The following is a 16,327-nucleotide window of genomic DNA, read 5'->3' as shown; positions in this document are numbered from 1 at the left end:
CGTTCGAGGGATGAGGTCCAGTTCATCTCCCGCGCGCCGCCGGCCATAGTTCACCGGTCGGTTGCCCGACTGCCTGGGCTATCCGATTTACTGGAGGAGCTTGAGCACGCCCTGGTTGCCCTGGTTCGCCTGAGCGAGCATGGCGGTACCGGCCTGCACCAGGATGCTGGAGCGGGTGTACTTGACCATTTCAGCGGCCATGTCGGTGTCGCGGATGCGGGATCCGGCAGCGGTCAGGTTCTCGGTCGAGACGGCAAGCGTCTTGACGACGCTCTCGAACCGGTTCTGAACCGCACCGAGGTCGGCACGAGCGGTCGACACCTTGGTGAGCTGAGCGTCGACAACCTTGATTGCCGCCGCAGCGCCAGCAGCGGTGCTGAAGTCCAGGCCACCCGAAGCAGCAAGTCCACCGGCACCCGCGGTCAGCCCGGCGGAAGGGTTCGCGACGGCCACCGCTCCACCGTTCAATGCCTTGACGTTGAGCTTGCCTGCGGTGTCGACGGTAGCAATCAAGCTGCCGGAGAAGGATGTGTCCTTGTTGAGTGCATCGGCCACTTCCTGCGCAGTACCACCGCCGGTCGACAGCGCCGCCGTCGCGATCGTCGAGACCGACTTGTCCGGGTTCGTGACGACGAAGGACTGCACGGCGTCGTTGGTGCCGGCTGCGCCGACCGTGTAGGACGAACCAACGTTCGTCGCACCGATCGCAGTTGCGATGGTGTTGACGTTCGCACCCGTCAGGTCGACCTTGATCTGGCTGCTGGCATCGGAGTTGGCGCCGACCTGGAAGCTCAGTGCCTTGCTCGATCCGTCCAGCAGCTGGGTGCCGTTGAAGTTCGTCGAGTCACCGATACGCGTCAGTTCCTTGGTCAGCGCAGTGACCTCGGTCGTGATCGCGGTGCGGGAGTCCTTGTTGTTCGAGTCGTTACCGGCCTGGACGGCGAGGTCACGAACGCGCTGCAGAATCGACTGCACCTCGCTCAAGGAACCTTCAGCCGTCTGCACGACCGAGATGCCGTCCTGGGCGTTGCGGCTGGCGACCGTGAGGCCACCGACCTGGGACTTGAGTGCCTCGGAGACCGTGAGGCCGGCCGCGTCGTCCGATGCGCGGTTGATGCGAAGACCACTGGAAAGCTTCTCGAGCGACTTGGACATGTCGTTCTGTGTAGCGGTCAGGTTGCGGTAGGTGTTGTTCGCCGCGATGTTGGTGTTGATCTGCATACCCATGATGTATTCCTCCGTGAGTGGGTGTCGGTGCGTCTACCCATCCATGGGCTGACACTGAGATCTATCGGCCTTGGCCGATCGTGCGTTAGCCGTTGAGCGAGAAAGATTCCCGGGCCGGGTAAACGCCGTGGTCGCCGAAGGATCCCGCAGCGGTGGCGTACTTCGCTGCGGCGATCGCGGCGGTCCGCGAGGGCACCGGCAAGCTGATCGGCTGCGTGAGGGGAAGGTCGGTCGCGACGGCGGGCATCCGCTCTTGGACAATGCCGAGCATCGCGTGATCGGCGAGCCTGGCCAGGTAGGCGCTGCGGCGGGCCGGCGCCACGCGGGACTCCGGCACGTAGTCGGCTTCATCGTCGGCGTAGTGGGTGCCGAGGCCGTCGCGCAGCAGGCGGATGGCCTCCGCGCGCTGCTGGGACACGGCCGAGTGGGTGATGCCCAGGTCCGCGGCGATGTCCTTGACCGGGCGGTCGTCGAAGTAGACCTGCTCGATGATCTCGCGCATCTTGGGCGGGAGCGCGAGCACGGCCGCGCGCAGGTACGCGAGGCGCTCGGCGGAAAGCAGCGACTCCCCCGGCAGCACGGTGCTCGCCGGGATGTACTCGGCAGTGGTGTCGTCGAGGGCGATCACGGTGCGCTCGCTGTCGGCGAGGCCTGCAGCCGCGGTCTCACGGTCGACGCCGAGTGCGGCGGCGATCTCGTCGACGCTCGCGGCACGGCCGAGGGCGGCGGCGAGGGTTTCCTGAACGGCGCGGGTTTCCTTGATGCGTCGACGGGCGGTGCGGGTGGCCCAGTCGTTGGAGCGCATCTCGTCGGCGAATGCCCCGATGATGCGACGACGGGCGAATGCGCCGAAGGGAACCCCGAGGTCGGGGTTGAAAGCATCCGCGCTCGTGACGAGCGCGAGCGCGCCCGCAGACGCGAGATCATCGCGTGAGAGGTGACGAGCCTTGGCCCAGACCTCGGAAACCAGGTATCCGACGAGGGGCAGGTTGTCGGTGACCAACCGATTGCGCTCTGTGCGATTCACGTCGCAGCCCCCTTGTGTTTCACGAACGGATGTTGAGCGAGAGACCTCTGGCAGGGCCAGGATTACTTCGCTTCGTACCGGGTGAGCACTGGGACAAATTCACTGATCGGACAGGGGTTCGGGGCCCCTTTAACACAAAGTGTTTTGTCCGCGTGTCAAACATACAATCAGCCGCCCCTGAGACGGGCCGTGCGGCACCCCCACTCTGGGGGGGCTACTACCCCCCAACCGGGAAACGCTTACCTGCTCGGACACGCCCTGCCACCCCCACTTTTGGGAAAGCGTTGTCCTCATTTAGGTGGACATTCCCAGCCGCCACCTGCCAGTCTGGGCACACGGATCGCTTACGTGCGGCAAAACCCTGCCGATAGTGCCATCTGAAGCCAGAGTCGACGCGGTCGTGCGTCCCTCGGCCCGACCGGAATCGTGTGGAGGAAATCGTGGGCGCCAATGAACTCTCGGCCCTCCTGTGGCGCGAGCGGGAGCTCCTCGAACTGCTCGTCTTCAAGCTCGACGAAGAACAGCTCCTCCTGACGAACGGCAAGACCCGCTGGCTCCAGCAGGGCACCCGCGAGGTCGAGCAAGTGCTCGGCCACGTGCAGGAAGCCGGTCTCGCCCGCAGCGTCGAGGTTGCCGCCATGTCCGCAGAGTGGGGAACGAACGAAGACGCCACGCTCCGCGAACTCGTCGCCCACGCCCCCGTCGGTCCCTGGACCGAGATCATGACGGCGCACCTCAAGGCCCTCGGCGAGCTCGCCGCCCAGATCAAGGAACTCCGCGACGCCAACGAACACCTGCTCCGCTCGGCCGCACGCTCCAGCCAGGAGACGCTCGCCGATATCCGTGTGAACACGAACACCTACGACGCCCGCGGCACAGCGGATGCGTCCACCCCGCCCGCCCGCCTCTTCGACCAGTCGTTCTAACGGGAACCCCATGAGCACATTCGGCGGACTCAACACCGCATACACCGGCCTCGTCGCCGCCCGCCAGGGCCTCGACGTCGTCGGCCAGAACATCGCCAACGCCGGCACCGAGGGGTACACCCGCCAGCGCGTGACGACCTCGTCAGTGGATGCCGTGACGCGCGTCGGTCTCTTCTCCTCCGGAGTCGGCGCCGGCCAGGGCGTCTCGGTGACCGGCATCGCCCGCCTCGGCAGCGCGAGCCTCGACGCGCAGGTGCGCGCTTCGGCCGCGGCCGCGGGCTTCTCGGCGGTGCGCGCCAACTCGTTCTCCGCGGTGGAGGCCGCCACCAACGAGCCGGGCACGAGCGGGCTGTCTGCGACCCTCTCCAAGTTCTGGGCCGGCTGGCAGGACGTCTCCAACAGCGTCGGCGACGCGGCCCCGGCCGGCGTCGTGCTGAGCCAGGCCAACGCCGTGGCCGGCCAGATCGCGTCCAACTACCAGGCCGTCGCGACCGAGTGGTCCTCCCAGCGTTCGAGCGTCACTTCGATGGTCTCCGAGGTGAATGCCGCGGCCACGCAGGTCGCCGGACTCAACTCCCAGATCCGGATGACGGTCGCGGCGGGCGGCTCCGCCAACGAACTCCTCGACAAGCGCAGCGCGCTCACCACGACCATCGCCGCCCTCACCGGCGGCGTCGTCTCCGAACAGACCGACGGCACGGTCAGCATCTTCGTCGGCGGGAACGCCCTTGTCAGCGGCGATCAGGCCCAGAGCCTGACGGCCGTCGGAGCCACCTCGATGACGGGAACCGGAGCCAATACCGGAACGGCCGGCACCGTGCAGGTCGTCTGGACCAGGGATCTCGGCAAGACCCCGCCGACGGCCGTCTCGGTCGACGGCGGCGAACTCGCCGGAGCGCTCTCGCTGCTCGGCCCGGCGACCATCGACGCGAACGGCCAGGGAACCGGATCGACCCTCGCCGACGTCGCGGCCACCTACAACGCCTTCGCGACGTCACTCGCCACGAGCGTCAACGCCGTCTTCAACCCCACGTCGACTCCCGGCGGGAATTTCTTCACAGTCTCGACCACCGGGGCAGCTGCCCTCGGCCTGAGCGTCCTGCCGAAGACGGCAACCGACCTCTCGGCGGCGCTGACCGCAGCCGGGGCCGCGGTAACCGCCGCTGCAGCCGCAACCGGATCCACCACCGTGACCTCGGCCGGCACGATCGCCGACGCCGTCTCGCAGTTGGGCGCGGGCAAGGCCACCGCCATCGACCCCGCGACGAACCTCCCCTTCACCTCACCGAGCGCGGACTGGTCCAATGTCGTGACCCGCCTCGCGGTGACCACGAAGTCCGAGCTCCAGGGCGCGTCCCTGGCCGACATCACGTCGACCGCAGCGGTCAAGGCCCAGCTGTCCAACGCATCCGTCGACCTCGACGAGGAGAACGTGAGCCTTCTGATGTTCCAGCACGCGTACCAGGGCGCCGCCCGGGTCATGACCGCCGTCGACGAGATGCTCGACGTGCTCATCAACAAGACCGGATTGGTGGGCCGCTGACGATGATCTCCCGTGTCACCACCCAGACGCAGATTCGCGCCGCGCAGACCAGCCTGCAAAGCAACCTCGCGAGGCTCACCCAGCTGCAGGAGCAGGCCTCCTCGCTCACGACGCTGAAGAACCCCTCGGACGACCCGACGCGCGCCGCGGATTCGCTCGCGGTGCGCGCCCAGCAGACCGCGGTCGCCCAGTACACCCGCAACGTCGACAATGGCACCGGCTGGCTGACGACAGCGGATGCCGCGCTCTCCGCCACCACGAACATCATGAACCAGGTGCGCGACCTGACCGTGCAGGGCGGCAACGGCTCGCTCTCGCAGACCGCGAAGAGCGCCCTCGCCACGCAGCTGCAGGGGCTCAAGCAGGACCTGCTCACCCAGGCGAACACCCAGTACCTTGGTCGCAGCGTCTTCGCCGGAACCTCGGACGAGGCCGTGGCCTTCAAGACGACCGCGGCGATCCCGGCGAACGGGGCGACCCCGGCGATTCCGGCGACGGTGACCTACACGGGCACCTCTGGTTCGACCGTCGAGCGCCGCGTCGCCGCGGACTCGACCGTCCGCGTCGATTCCAACGGATCGAGGATCTACGGGCCCGACACGAATTCGGTATTCACTCTCATCGACAACATCAGCTACGCCCTCGACCCCACGACCGGAACCGCCGGGGCGACCCCGACGGCGACCGCGAGCGACTACCTCGCGACCGTCGACACCCGACTGACCACGGTCATCGCCGCGCAGTCGGACAACGGCGTACGACAGGCGCAGATCGAGAGCGCCGGCGCCGGCCTCGTCACCAAGGCCGGAACGCTCGAGGCCCAACGATCCGGGATCGAAGACGTGGACCTCGCCCAGGCCGCCCTTGATCTCAAACTCCAGGAGGTCAGCTACCAGGCTGCACTCTCCGTGACCGCGAAGGTATTGCAGCACACCCTGATGGACTTCCTCCAGTGAGCGCCTCCCTGACATTCGTCTCCCCACCGCCCGGCCTCGCGCCGCTGACCGAGTTCGATCTCACCGAGATCGCCGGAGCCGACGGCCTGTACACATTGCAGTCCGCCGAGGACCGGCATACCCGGCTCTTCGTGCTCGACGCCTCGATCTATCTGCCGGACTACTCCCCCGTCATCACCGACGAGCACGCCAGCTCCCTCGACCTTGCCGGCGCCGATGAGGCTCTCGTGCTCGTCGTGACCAACCCGCGCGAAGGCGGGACGACAGTCAACCTGATGGCGCCGATCGTCGTGAACTCGACGACCGGCCGCTGCGCCCAGATCATCCTCGAGGGACAGGACTGGTCCCTCCGCGCCGAGCTCGGCGCCGCGTCGGCGGCCTGAGCACACAGTACGGGCGTGCGCGCTCCGTCCTCAGGTGCGCGTTCCTGAACGGAGTCTCAGGGCATTTCCGCGACCAATGATGAGCGATTCCGGCCGAACGGGAATAGCGTGAGGTCCATCGGGGCATAGCCGCTCGGATTCACCCAACGGCTGGCGGATATCCCGAGCAATGGAGCCGTAATGCATCCGCTCATCAGCTATTTTGCAGCCCAGGACAGTCCGGGCATCTATCTCGGCTTTGGTGCCTTCCAGATCCAGCTCGGCAACCTCATCGTGATCCTCGTGATGATCCTGCTGTTCGTGCTGGCCCTCTTCCTGCCGTTCCCGAGCGGGAAGAAACGGCCATGAGCATCCGTGAGGAACGGAAGACCGAACCGGTCGAGGAGTACTACACCTGGACAGGGAAGGCCAGGGGCTGGCTGCTGAAGCACCTGCCCGCCGACAAGCTACTGCCGCAGGACCAACCGAGCTACGTCGCATCCTGGATCTACGTCTTCGGAATGGGCGCGATCGTCTCGCTCGTCTTCATCGTGGTCTCCGGCGTCGTGCTGAGCCTGAACGGCCCGGCCTGGTACCACGTCTCCGACTTCGGGCACTTCGTGAACAGCGTGCACCTCTGGAGCGTCGAGCTCTTCTTCATGACGATGGTCGTGCACCTCTGGGGCAAGTACTGGATGGCCGCCTGGCGCGGTGGGCGCACCCTCACCTGGATCACCGGGATGGGCGCCTTCCTCGTCTCGATCGTCGCGGCGTTCACCGGCTACCTGCTGCAGACCAACTTCGACTCCCAGTGGATCGCCTTCGAGGGCAAGGATGCGCTCAACGCCTCCGGCATCGGCGCGTGGTTCAACGTGGCCAACCTCGGCCAGATCTTCGGGTTCCACATCGTATTGCTTCCCCTCGCCGTCGGAGCCGTCGTCGCGCTGCACGTGATCCTGGTGCGGATGCACGGGGTCGTCCCCCCGATCGACGCGGCGGAAACCGACGCCCAGCTGAGCGGCACGGACCGGACGGAGGCGACCCGATGAGCGCCTCGACGATGTCCCGTTCCGACCGGGATGGCCTCGCCCGCCGTCCGTGGCGCGGAACCGTGCGCGAGTACGACCTCTTCAAGGAACTCACGGTCGCCCTCGTCGTCGTCGGGCTCGTGATCGTCGGTCTCTCGGCGATCGTCGGCTCGCCCGACGAACCGAGTGTCACCCTCAAGTCCTGGGCCCAGGCCGAGCCGGCCGACTTCGTGGCCACCGCGACAGCCGAGCTCGGCGGCACGAGCGAGACCGCCGGTTACGGCCCGCCGTACAACACCACCGCCGACGCGACCCAGACCATCGGGGCATTCGACCTGCAGAGCTTCTCCGGCGTGCAGCTGCCGATCGACACGGCCCAGGACCTCGTGATCACCCCGCTGACGACCCTCAACGCTCCGCCGAGCGCCGCTCTCGACGCGTGGAACGCCGGGAGCGACACCGAGAAGGCCGACTGGACCGCCGCATACACGGATGCCCTCACGAACGCCCCCGACGGCGACCCGGCCCAGGTCGCCACCGGCGACTACGGCCCGGTGCCGGTCCTGACGGATGCGCTCCTCACAATGGCGAGCCAGGGCGCCCTCGACGGCGTGCTGAACGCCCAGCAGTCGTTCTACAACGCCGACTACACCCGCACGATCCTGTTCCTCGGCGACGGCGCCTACTTCGGCGACCTCGCGACCGCGGCGCATCTCACCGGCGACCAGTGGGGCATGATGAACGAGACCGGGAACACCCCCGGTCAGTCCTGGCTATGGCTGTTCTCCTTCTGGTACCAGATCGAGCCGTTCGCCTCCGCCCCCAACGCCGACCTTCTCGTCGTGCTCCTGATGCTCGTGCTGAGCGTGCTGCTGACGCTCGTGCCCTTCATCCCTGGCCTGCGGGACATCCCGCGGTGGATTCCGATCCACCGCCTGATCTGGCGGGATTATTACAAGAAGCGGGCAGCGGGCCGGAGCTGAGCGGAGTGCGCCAACACTAGGCTGGGGACGAGATCGATCGTCGCCGAGGTGTCTGCGCGGCCGGTCGCATCCGTGCCTCACCGAAAGGCTTTCCGTGTCCCGCTACGACCTCAGCCTGCCCGAGCTCCGCGACTACCGGCCGGTCGTCGCTGAGCCGGACGACTTCGACGAGTTCTGGGAGGACACCCTCGCGGACGCCCGCCGTTTTCCCGACGAACCGCACTTGACCCGGGTCGACTCCCCGCTCAGCCAGGTCGAGGTCTACGACATGACCTTCAACGGTTTCGCGGGACAGCCCGTGCGCGCCTGGTTCCTGGTGCCGGCGGGCACGACCGGCCCGCTGCCGGCCGTCGTCGAGTACAACGGCTACGGCGGAGGCCGCGGACTCCCGCACGAGAACCTCGCGTGGGTGACGGCCGGCTATGCCTACCTGTTCATGGACACGCGGGGCCAGGGCAGCGTCTGGGGCTCCGGCGGCGAGACACCCGACCCGAACGGCACCGGGCCGTCCGCCCCCGGGTTCGTGACCCGCGGGATCGAGCGGCCGCACGACTACTACTACCGCCGGGTCTTCACGGATGCCGCGCGCGCGATCGACGCCGTGCGCACGATCGACCGGGTCGACCCGACCCGCGTTGCGGTGTGCGGCGGCAGCCAGGGCGGCGGCATCGCGCTCGCGGCCGCTGGCCTCAGCGAGGGGCTCATCGGGGTCATGCCCGAGGTGCCGTTCCTCTGCCACTTCGAGCGGGCCGTCGAGATCACCGACGGGGACCCGTACCAGGAGATCGTGCGGTACCTCTCGGTGCACCGCGACCTCGTCGAGCAGACCTTCACGACTCTTTCCTACTTCGACGGCGTGAACTTCGCCAAGCGCGCGACCGCTCCCGCCCTCTTCTCCGTCGCCCTGATGGACCCGGTCTGCCCGCCGTCGACGGTCTTCGCCACCCTCAACCACTACGCGGGCGAGGCGGACATCGAGGTCTACCCGTTCAACCAGCACGAGGGCGGATCCGGGCACCACTGGCTGCGGCAGGCCGCCTGGCTCGAGGAGCGCATCCTCTAAGCACGCGTCTGCTTGCCCTGTGGATAACTCGAGCGGGATGTCCCCAAGTGTTCTAACGTGACCGCATGCGGATCCGCGCGAGGTACCGACTGGCGACGACGACCCTGTGCGCCGCCGTGTCCGTAGCCGGTCTAATCGCCCTGTCCGGGTGCGCGTCGTCGCCGACGCCGATCGCGAGCCCGTCTGCGTCTCCGACAGCGGATGCAGCCGCTTTCGCCTCAGAGGCCGACGCCCTTGAGGCCGCGCGAAAGTCATTCACCGAGTACCAGGCGCTATCGACGCAGATCGGCCACGAGGGCGGGATGGCACCCGAGCGGATGTCCGCCGTCGCCACCGGAGGAGCGCTTGACGATGAGATTCAATCGTTTCACGGCCTAGCTGAAGGGGGGCTCCACGGTATTGGGGAACTGAAATTTGACTCCCTGAGATTGCAGAGCGCTGACTTGGCATCCGGGAAAGTCACAACGTACCTTTGCCTGGATACGTCGCAAGCCGATCTGGTAGACGCGTCGGGGGCTAGTCGGGTCTCAACAGACGTAGCCCGTCGCTATCCCCTTGAAGTTCGTTTCACTCTCGCTAGTCAGAGTCGACGGCTGCTTGTAGAGGAGTCGGTCACATGGTCCGGCACGAACTATTGCTGATCTCCGTCCTATTGCCCGCACTATTGGGCTTTGCAGGATTCGCCACCGAGAGGGATCCGTGTGGGGGTTGGAAGAACCTCGCGAGCCAGTGCTCAAACCCACCACCTGTCACTGGGGTCGTGAACGGCGGGGGCGTGGACTTGTCCACGGGATTCGACTCGGGGTCGGGACCCGGAGGCGCTGCTTCGGGAACGGCTGGCGGCACGGGTAGTGCAAGCGGGACGGGTGGCGCGGGCGCTCCGGGCTCGACCCCGACACCGACTGTGGGGCTGCCGTTCGTGCGGGACGGGTTCGCCGTCAACTGCCCGCTCTGCGACCCGAATCTCGTGGTCCGCATCAGTGATCTCGTCAATTTCCCGGCGGCAGCACCCGGCCAGGGCATGGAGCCCAACGGCTGGGCGATCACCGGGCTCCCGGCGAATTTCCTGGCCCAGGCATCCGTGCATGTGCGCACGGGCCTGTTGCTCGGGTTCGCCGCCGAGGTGCGTTTCACGCCGACACGGTTCCACTGGGACCTCGGCGACGGCGCGGCCATCGACTCCGCGACGGGTGGCGCGAGCTGGGCCGCCCTCGGCGTGCCGGAGTTCTCGAACACCGCCACCAGCCATATCTTCAGGGCCACTGGCCGTCACACCGTGGTGCTGTCGGTCGTGTACTCGGCGGAGTACCGCGCCGGCGGGCAGCCGTGGCGTCCGGTGCAGGGCACGCTCACGATCGCCGCGCCTCCGATCGCGGTCGTCGTCAGCACGGCCTCGACGGTCCTCGTCGGCCAGGACTGCACGGCCAACCCGTCCGGCCCCGGCTGCTGACAGCGAACTACTTGCGGCGCGCGAGCCGGATGGCGATGACGATGATGGCCACAGCGATAGCCGCCATCACCACGAAGCCGCCAACCAGAATCAACACGTGCCAGACCGTCAGGTTGTTCAACATTTCTCCCCCCAGAGGCCGGCTGTTGGACCGGCGATACCAGAAGGCTAGCCGACCCCGGAGTCGCGCGCACGCCCGTCTGCGAGGTCCGTCTCCGGGACTGGCCGTGCGGGGACTGCCCTCCGGGCACGGCAACACGGAATGATAGGGACTGTGCACCGACACCTCGCTGGTCGCACCGTAGTTTCGATTCGCCCCCACGACCAAGGACGCCCCGCGATGACCGACGTATCCCGCTCCCTCACCATTGATGCCGGCCAGACCGGCATCCGCGCCCTGCTCCGCTCGGCCGACGGACGCCACGACACGTTCGACTTCGCCGGTATCCGCACCGACCGGACTCTGATGCCCCAGCTCGCCGATGTCGTCAAGGCCGTCGCCGCGACCGAAAGCGGGCTCTCCGACGACCTCGGCATTCGTACCCTGAGCGCCGGCATCTCCGGTTTCACGCAGTCCGACGCCGACGCCGCCGAACTCCGCCACCTTACCCACGGGCTCGGCGTGCAGGACGTTTTCCTCGCCCACGACTCGGTGACCTCGTACCTGGGCGCCCTCGGCGACACCCCCGGTGCCGTGATCGCCGTCGGCACCGGCGTCGTCACTCTGGCGGTCGGTGTCGGCGCCGTCGCCCGGGTCGACGGCTGGGGGTACCTGATCGCGGATGCCGGCAGCGGCTATTGGCTCGGACGTGCCGCCCTCGACGCGGTCATGCGCGACTACGACGGGCGGGGCCCGGTGACAGCCCTCCGCGATGCCGTTCAAAAGGAATTCCCGAACCTCGAAACCCTCTACCTCGAGCTGCAGGCAGACCCCGCCCGGGTGAGCCGGATCGCGGCGTGGTCGCGCTCGGTCACCGCCCTCGCGGCAACGGATGCCGTCGCAGCGGCGATCTGCGACGCTGCGTCCGCAGAGCTCGCCCTGTCGGTGCGCACGGGACTCGAACGGGTCGGCCAGTCGGAGGTCGACGCACCCGTGATCGGAGGGCTCGGCGGCGTGCTGCGCTCACCCGAGATCGCGACCCGCTTCGAGCGCGACCTGCGCGCGGTCTGGCCGGCGGCGGACATCCGCTTTCCCACGGCCAACGGTCTCGACGGCGCCGCGCTCCTTCCGAACCTGGCCGCCGACAGCGCCGTCCTCAGCCTGGTCGCGCGCTCCCGCGCCTGACCCGCGCCCCTCCCGCCCCCTCCCGCCCCGTCCCGCCGCGCGCCGCTCGCACGGCGCGCCCCAGAGACTCCGCGAGAGCGCACTTTTGGCCCTTAAGACTCGGTCTTAAGGGCCAAAATCGTACTCTCGCGGGAGAGAATCAGCCGGGATACGGCGACCCGATCGTGCCGGGCGCGGCTAGGCGAGCGGGGCCGCGGGGGCAGCGGATGCCGCGGCGACCTGCATCAGGGCGGCCTCGAACGCTACCCAGGGCAGCATCGCGCACTTGACCCTGGCCGGGTACTTGGAGACCCCGGCGAAGGCCGCGGCGTCGCCGAGCACCTCTTCGTCGGGCTCGATCGTGCCGCGCGAGCGGAGCAGCTCGCGGAAGGTCGTGACGAGTGCCTCCGCCTCGGAGACGGTCAGTCCCGTCATCGTGTCCGCGAGCACGGATGCCGACGCCATCGAGATCGAGCAGCCGTCACCCCGCCAGACGAACTGTTCGATCACGGGAGCAGGGCCGGCGGCATCCGTCACCGCGGCATCCGCTGCGGCACCAGAGCCGGCGCGGACGCCGACGCGAACGGTGATCTCGTCGCCGCAGGTCGTGTTCACTTGGTGCGACTCGGCGAGCCGCAGGCCCGGCGCACCGTTGGCGTCGAACACGCCGAACGGCTCGGACGACGCGCCGTGCCGGTACTTGGCGTGGTCGAGGATGATCTGCTGGTACAGCTGCTGCAGTTCGCTCGAACTCATGGCTTCACTCCAAAGAAGGGGGCGACCTCGTGCATGGCGGCCAGGAACTGGTCGACCTCGTCGGTCGTCGTGTAGAGGTAGGTGCTGGCGCGCGTGGACGCCGTGATGCCGAGGCGGCGGTGCAGCGGCTGGGCGCAGTGGTGGCCGACCCGCACGGCGATGCCGGCCTCGTCGAGGAACTGGCCGACGTCGTGAGCATGCACCCCGGCGACGTCGAAGGCGGCGAGGCCGATGCGGTCGATGCCGGCGGCCGGGCCGAGTACCCGAACGCCGGGGATCTCGGCGAGCCCGGCCACGAGGCGCTGGCCGAGTTCGGCCTCACGGAGGGCGATCCGGTCCATGCCGGTTTCGGTCAGGTAGTCGACCGCGGCGGCGAGGGCGATCGCCTGCGAGATGCGCTGGGTGCCTGCCTCGAAGCGCTGCGGCGGCGCGAGGAACTCGGCGTGCTCCATATCGACGGTCGTGATCATCGAACCGCCGGTCAGGAACGGCGGCAGCCCTGCGAGCAGCTCCGCCTTGCCGAAGAGCGCTCCGATGCCGGTCGGGCCGAGCATCTTGTGCCCGGAGAAGACGGCGAAGTCCACGTCGAGCGCGGCAACGTCGACCGGCAGGTGCGGAACGGTCTGGCAGGCGTCGAGCAGCACGAGGGCGCCGAAGCGGTGGGCGAGCTCGACGAGCTCGGCCACGGGATTGATCGTGCCGACGACGTTGGACGCGTGGGTGAACGCGAGCAGGCGGGTGCGCGGGCCGACGATCGTTGCCGCGGCCGCGAGGTCGAGGGTGCCATCGTCGAGAACGGGGATGAAGCGCAGGGTCGCCCCGGTGCGCAGGGCGAGCTGCTGCCACGGGATCAGGTTGGCGTGGTGTTCCATCTCGGTCACGACGATCTCGTCGCCGGCCCCGACGCGGAACCGGGCGGCATCCGGGCCGCCGAGGCCGAGTGAGGCGTTGGAGATCGCGTACGCGACGAGGTTGACTCCCTCGGTCGCGTTCGAAGTCCAGACGAGTTCGTCGGGCTGCGCGCCGATGAAGGCGGCCACGGTCTCCCTGGCGCTCTCGAAGACCTCGGTCGCCGCGAACGCGAGGGTGTGAGCGCCGCGGTGCACGGCCGCGTTGCGTTGCTCGTAGTACTCCTGCTCGGCTTCCATCACGCTGATCGGGTTCTGCGAGGTGGCCCCGGAGTCCAGATAGTTGAGCGGATGCCCGTTGATGCGCTGCTCGAGGATCGGGAAGTCGTTGCGGATGCGGGCGACCTCGTCCTCGGTCAGCGCCACGGCGGCGGCACGACGGAACGATGGGGCGGAAAGCGTCATGCTCCTAGGTTAAGCCGTCTTCGCGGGATTCGGCCGTCCCAGGGGTGAGGCCGAAGGTCAGGGCGCGGGTGAATGCGGCGCGAGGGTTCGCGAAGACCTCGCGGGTGGGGCCGGCCTCGACGATCCGGCCGTCCTCGAGCACGATGACCCGGTCGGCGAGGGCGAGGGCGTCGAGCGGATCATGGGTGACCAGGATCACGGAACGGTCGGACAGCATCCGGTGCAGCAGCTGGCGTTGGGCCGGCACGGCTGCGACGTCGAGGGAGGTCATCGGCTCGTCGAGCAGCAGGAGGCGCGGCCGCGCGGCGAGGGCGCGCGCGACGGCGACCCGCTGCGCCTGGCCGCCCGAGAGGGCGCCGGGCTTGCGGTCGGCGAGGTCGGCGACGTCCGCGGCGACGAGCCATTCCTCGGCGAGCTCACGCGCCCTGGCGCGGGGGGCACCTGCGCTCCGCGGGCCGAAGGCGACGTTGTCGCGCACGGACAGGTGCGGGAACAGGAGCGGCTCCTGGGCGAGGAGCACGGTGCCGCGGGAGTGCGGCGGAGTCCAGGTGCCGGCGCGGGAGACGGTGCCGGTGCGTCCGCCGGGTGCAGCGGATGCCGAGGGCAGGTCGAAGAGGACGTGGCCGGCGAGGCTCGCGCGGCCGGAATCGGGTCGCAGCAGGCCCGCGCTGATCTGCACGACGGTCGACTTCCCTGCCCCGTTGGAGCCGAGGAGCGCGACGGTCTCCCCCGGCTGCACGCTGAACGCGACGTCGAGGTTCCGGTGTGCGAGGACCGCCTCGAACTCGAAGGTCACGAGAGCCCTCGCGGCCGGTGGGTCGCCACCATCACGACGACGGCGACCACGACGAGGACGAGCGCGAGCGCGACGGCGGCATCCGGATCCGTCTCGCGCTGCAGGTAGATCTCGAGCGGCAGCGTGCGGGTGACACCCTCGAGGCTGCCCGCGAAGGTCAGGGTCGCACCGAACTCGCCGAGCGCCCGTGCGAAGGCGAGCACGGCCCCCGAGACGAGCCCGGGCACGACGAGCGGCAGGGTCACCCGCCAGAACACGGTGTTCGGGGCGGCGCCGAGGGTCGCGGCGACGGCCTCGTATCGCGCGCCAGAGGCCCGCAGCGTCGCCTCGACGCTGAGCACGAGGAACGGGAGCGCGACGAACGCCTGCGCGAGCACGACGGCCGTCGTCGAGAACGCGATCTGGATTCCGAGCACCTCGAAGGTCTGGCCGAGCAGCCCGCGGCGGCCGAATGTCGAGAGCAAGGCGATGCCGCCGACGACGGGAGGCAGCACGAGCGGCAGCAGCACGAACGCCCGCACGAAGCGCTGGCCGCGGAACCGACTCCGGGCGAGCACGACCGCCATCGGCACCCCGAGCAGCAGGCAGAGCGCCGTGCTCGCCGTGGCCGTGCGGAGGCTGAGCAGCAGTGCCGCGATCGCGGACGGCGAGGTGACGAGCGCGCCGAAGTTCGCCCAGTCGACCCTGGCGGTCATCCCGACGATCGGCAGCACGATGAAGAGCGCGCCGACGGCAGCGACAGCAACGATCCAGCGCGGCACACCGAGCACCTCGGCATTCTCCCGCGCCGTGCCGCGCAGAGAGACCGCCGCCCCGCCGCTGGCCCGTGTCATGCGACGCTCACGGGGTGCCGAAGCCGGCGGCCGCGAGCACCTTCTGCCCGGTCGGTCCGGTCACGAAGTCCGCGAACAGGGTCCCGAGGTCGCGGTGCGGGCTCGTGGCGACGACGCCGATCGGATACGAGTTCACGGCCGAGCCGGATTCGGGAAACGGGATGCCGAGGACGCTCGTGCCCGCTCCGGCGACGTCCGTGACGTAGACGAGGCCGGCATCCGCTTCACCGGAGGAGACCTTGCCGAGCACGTCGGTGACGGCGTTCTCTTCGCTGACCGGGGTGAGGGTCACGCCGGTCGCCTTCTCGATCGTGGTGGTCGCGGTACCGCAGGGCACCTGGGCGGCGCAGATGACGACCTTGGTGGCGGGGTTCGCGAGGTCGGCGAAGCTCGTGACGCCGGCCGGGTTGCCCGGCGGTACGGCGATCTCGAGGGTGTTGGTCGCGAACACCGTCGGGGCGTCTGCGACGAGGCCGGCATCGGTGAGCTTGGCCATGTTCTTCGTGTCGGCAGAGGCGAAGACGTCGGCGGGGGCGCCCTCGGTGATCTGGGTGACGAGGTCGGCAGAACCGGCGAAGTTCAGCGCAACGGTCACGCCGGGGTTCGCGGCCTCGAACTCGCTCGCGAGCTCGGTGAAGGTCTTCTTCAGGGAGGCCGCAGCGAAGACGGTCAGGGTCTCCGGCGCACGGCTCGCGGCACCCGTCGACGCAGCGGATGCCGCGGCGGACGCGGACGCGCCGGCCCCGGCCGGGCCTGCACACGCCGTCGTCAGCGCGGCGACGGCCAGGACGGCAAGCGAG

General features: G+C 68.8%; 16 protein-coding genes and 1 pseudogene. 10 read left to right on the top strand and 7 right to left on the bottom strand.

Annotation, left to right across the window (positions count from 1 at the left end; genetic code table 11):
- Window positions 1–87: 87 nt before the first annotated feature.
- Together E3O50_RS03225 and E3O50_RS03220 are read right to left on the bottom strand one after the other, a co-directional pair.
- The gene (locus E3O50_RS03225; RefSeq protein WP_134448945.1) at window positions 88–1,227 is read right to left on the bottom strand and encodes a flagellin; all 1,140 of its coding nucleotides are present in this window, start codon (window positions 1,225–1,227) and stop codon (window positions 88–90) included.
- Window positions 1,228–1,312: 85 nt separating this feature from the next.
- Window positions 1,313–2,254, bottom strand: a complete 942-nt coding sequence (locus tag E3O50_RS03220; protein ID WP_134560253.1) for a sigma-70 family RNA polymerase sigma factor — start codon at window positions 2,252–2,254, stop codon at window positions 1,313–1,315.
- A 440-nt stretch (window positions 2,255–2,694) separates the two neighbouring features.
- On the opposite strand from E3O50_RS03220, the gene E3O50_RS03215 reads away from it, so the two are divergent.
- The 10 genes from E3O50_RS03215 to E3O50_RS03175 all read left to right on the top strand — a co-directional run bounded on the left by E3O50_RS03215 (window position 2,695) and on the right by E3O50_RS03175 (window position 11,850).
- Window positions 2,695–3,180, top strand: a complete 486-nt coding sequence (locus tag E3O50_RS03215; protein ID WP_134448943.1) for a flagellar protein FlgN — start codon at window positions 2,695–2,697, stop codon at window positions 3,178–3,180.
- A gap of 10 nt (window positions 3,181–3,190) precedes the next feature.
- Window positions 3,191–4,723, top strand: a complete 1,533-nt coding sequence (gene flgK, locus E3O50_RS03210) for a flagellar hook-associated protein FlgK (protein WP_134448942.1) — start codon at window positions 3,191–3,193, stop codon at window positions 4,721–4,723.
- A gap of 2 nt (window positions 4,724–4,725) precedes the next feature.
- A complete protein-coding gene (flgL, locus tag E3O50_RS03205; protein ID WP_134560251.1) occupies window positions 4,726–5,679 on the top strand; it encodes a flagellar hook-associated protein FlgL in 954 nt (317 codons plus the stop codon).
- Entirely contained in the window at window positions 5,676–6,062 is a 387-nt protein-coding gene (locus E3O50_RS03200; protein ID WP_134448940.1) for a flagellar assembly protein FliW, read from the top strand. Before flgL ends, E3O50_RS03200 begins: the two co-directional genes overlap by 4 nt.
- Before the next feature lie 180 nt (window positions 6,063–6,242).
- Window positions 6,243–6,410, top strand: a complete 168-nt coding sequence (locus E3O50_RS19045; RefSeq protein WP_166787363.1) for a hypothetical protein — start codon at window positions 6,243–6,245, stop codon at window positions 6,408–6,410.
- Entirely contained in the window at window positions 6,407–7,090 is a 684-nt protein-coding gene (locus E3O50_RS03195) for a cytochrome b N-terminal domain-containing protein (RefSeq protein WP_134448939.1), read from the top strand. The genes E3O50_RS19045 and E3O50_RS03195 overlap by 4 nt, the downstream gene beginning before the upstream one ends.
- A complete protein-coding gene (locus E3O50_RS03190; RefSeq protein ID WP_241975465.1) occupies window positions 7,087–8,052 on the top strand; it encodes a hypothetical protein in 966 nt (321 codons plus the stop codon). Before E3O50_RS03195 ends, E3O50_RS03190 begins: the two co-directional genes overlap by 4 nt.
- Window positions 8,053–8,146: 94 nt before the next feature.
- On the top strand, window positions 8,147–9,115 hold the full coding sequence (locus E3O50_RS03185) for an acetylxylan esterase (protein WP_134560249.1): 969 nt from the start codon (window positions 8,147–8,149) through the stop codon (window positions 9,113–9,115).
- 904 nt (window positions 9,116–10,019) lie between these two features.
- Window positions 10,020–10,565: a hypothetical protein gene (locus E3O50_RS03180; protein ID WP_134560247.1), complete on the top strand. Its 546-nt coding sequence runs from the start codon at window positions 10,020–10,022 to the stop codon at window positions 10,563–10,565.
- A 340-nt stretch (window positions 10,566–10,905) separates the two neighbouring features.
- A complete protein-coding gene (locus E3O50_RS03175) occupies window positions 10,906–11,850 on the top strand; it encodes a BadF/BadG/BcrA/BcrD ATPase family protein (RefSeq protein ID WP_166790694.1) in 945 nt (314 codons plus the stop codon).
- A 177-nt stretch (window positions 11,851–12,027) separates the two neighbouring features.
- Here the strand turns inward: E3O50_RS03175 and sufU are convergent, their stop codons facing one another.
- The 5 genes and pseudogenes from sufU to modA all read right to left on the bottom strand — a co-directional run bounded on the left by sufU (window position 12,028) and on the right by modA (window position 16,314).
- Complete coding sequence (gene sufU, locus E3O50_RS03170) at window positions 12,028–12,585, bottom strand: Fe-S cluster assembly sulfur transfer protein SufU (protein WP_134560243.1); 558 nt, start codon at window positions 12,583–12,585, stop codon at window positions 12,028–12,030.
- Window positions 12,582–13,898 (bottom strand): SufS family cysteine desulfurase, encoded by a 1,317-nt coding sequence (locus E3O50_RS03165; RefSeq protein ID WP_134560241.1) that lies wholly within the window; start codon window positions 13,896–13,898, stop codon window positions 12,582–12,584. Before E3O50_RS03165 ends, sufU begins: the two co-directional genes overlap by 4 nt.
- Window positions 13,899–13,968: 70 nt before the next feature.
- Window positions 13,969–14,694: pseudogene (locus E3O50_RS03160) on the bottom strand (ATP-binding cassette domain-containing protein); the annotation flags it as partial.
- Window positions 14,691–15,527, bottom strand: a complete 837-nt coding sequence (locus E3O50_RS03155) for an ABC transporter permease (RefSeq protein WP_134560237.1) — start codon at window positions 15,525–15,527, stop codon at window positions 14,691–14,693. The pseudogene E3O50_RS03160 and the gene E3O50_RS03155, both read right to left, overlap by 4 nt.
- A gap of 7 nt (window positions 15,528–15,534) precedes the next feature.
- Window positions 15,535–16,314, bottom strand: a complete 780-nt coding sequence (gene modA / locus E3O50_RS03150; protein WP_134560302.1) for a molybdate ABC transporter substrate-binding protein — start codon at window positions 16,312–16,314, stop codon at window positions 15,535–15,537.
- Between the last annotated feature and the right edge of the window lie 13 nt (window positions 16,315–16,327).

The organism is Cryobacterium sp. MDB1-18-1, assembly GCF_004402735.1.
Taxonomy (GTDB): Bacteria; Actinomycetota; Actinomycetes; order Actinomycetales; family Microbacteriaceae; genus Cryobacterium; species Cryobacterium glucosi.
The sequence above is the reverse complement of the archived record's forward strand: the minus strand, read 5'-3'. Positions and strand labels throughout refer to the sequence as shown.